2 protein-coding genes are annotated in these 1,680 nt (G+C 48.6%); both read right to left on the bottom strand.

From position 1 onward, the window contains the following. Nucleotides 1-336: 336 nt before the first annotated feature. Nucleotides 337-681, bottom strand: coding sequence for a cupin domain-containing protein (locus tag LKK83_RS29985; RefSeq protein ID WP_324635133.1), 345 nt, complete (start codon nucleotides 679-681; stop codon nucleotides 337-339). A 63-nt stretch (nucleotides 682-744) separates the two neighbouring features. Beyond that, entirely contained in the window at nucleotides 745-1,521 is a 777-nt protein-coding gene (locus tag LKK83_RS29990; protein WP_324635134.1) for an SAM-dependent methyltransferase, read from the bottom strand. Nucleotides 1,522-1,680: the final 159 nt, after the last annotated feature.

Genomic DNA, 1,680 nt, shown 5'->3' on the forward strand with positions numbered 1-1,680 from the left:
CCTAGTCCAACTCCCAGGGATGGGAAAAAACATAGGGATTAGCGCAATGGTTATTTATCCCTAGTCCAACTCCCAGGCATGGAAAAAAAACATAGGGATTAGCGCAATGGTTATTTATCCTGTAGCGCCCCATCGGTGAAAAAATTTATCGCGATCGCGCCAAAGTTATCATATTTTCATATGAGTAAGGTAGAGAATTTTTCACCTCGGAGGTGCAAGCGCGGTAATGACTATTCGGCTACGGATCGCATTAATTTGAGAAAGGCTAGACGATAAATTGCAGCGATCGCCTAGCTCACCCCCAAACCGACTCGCCAACCCCTCGCGGATGCCGACTTACGACACTTGCGGATTTTCCGACAGGGTGAGCAGAAAGGCCAGGTTTTCTTCCGCTTTTAACGCATGAGGTGCGTTCGCTGGCATAAACACAAATACCCCCGGTTCCAAAACGATATCTTCTCCCTCTAGGGTGAGGATTCCCCGCCCTTCGATAACGTTAACCGTGGCATTGCGGGTAGAAGTATGCTCGGAAATCTCCGTACTTTTGGCTAAACAAAATAAAGTGTACTGACAGCATTTATCTTGCAGGATGACTTTACTGAGTACCCCCGCCGAGGGATATTCTATCAACGCTTTCCAAGGTGTTTTAAACGATGCGTTGGATGAAGCAATCGTTGTCATTGTAATGAAACCTCCTTTTTGGTTATTCTAGTTGCAAAAAACCGCGCGGATTGTTTGCGGAAACTAAACGGCGATCGCGCAGACAATCAGGGTTCCAAGTTCCTCTTGATGCTGCAAAAACGTCCGCCGCATTTCTAGCACGCGCGATCGCAGTTCCGGATTGGCTAACAAATTGCGCGCTATGCGAATCGTATTTGCCAACCCTTCATCTCTGACGAGTTGCCCCACATTGAGCAACCCCATCTTTTTCATTTGAAAATGCTGCACTTCAAACGAGGCATTTTCATACATTTGTTGCCACGCAGCAGGCGATTGCGGGGTAGCATTCACCCGAATCACTTGCGAGAGCAATTGATGCAGTTCTGCTTCATTGTCCCGTGCCAGCATTTCCTGGGAGAGAAATTTCCCGCCCGGTTTTAGCCGATGCCGAATGTCTGACAATAACTTCTTTTTTCCCGGCACAGATTGCATGGTTAAAATCGCTTCGGCTAAAACATAATCGAATTGTCTGTCGATGGCCCCGAGGTTAAAAATATCCCCTTCAATGATTTCGATTTGATGGTCTAACCCAGCGGATTTAATATTTTCTCGCGATCGCGCCACGCTGTCGGGGTTTTTTTCCACCCCCACCACTCGCACGCCGAACCGTTTTGCCATCGCGATCGCGCTTTCGCCAAAACTCGAGGCTAATTCCAGGACCGTTTCTCCCGCTTCAAACCCCGCCCAGTTCCACAACTGCTCCGTTGCGGCAATTCCGCCGGGTCTGAGTAGGGTTTTGCCCGCCGCCGCTAACACTTGATGACCCGGTGCGGTTTGCAGGTTTGAGGTAGCCTTTGCCATTCCCATGACCTCCTAAATTTCTGCTACCTCAATTTTGATAAAACCTCTCACTGATGTCACCTATCTCCTGGTATAAATGCCCTTTTTCATCAGAAATTAGGGTTGGTAAGGGGGAGAACGGAAACCCTCGTCATTTATGCGTAGGGAGGAGTTCTCCCC

This window comes from Phormidium sp. CCY1219, from assembly GCF_035615515.1.
Classification (GTDB): Bacteria; Cyanobacteriota; Cyanobacteriia; order Cyanobacteriales; family Laspinemataceae; genus CCY1219.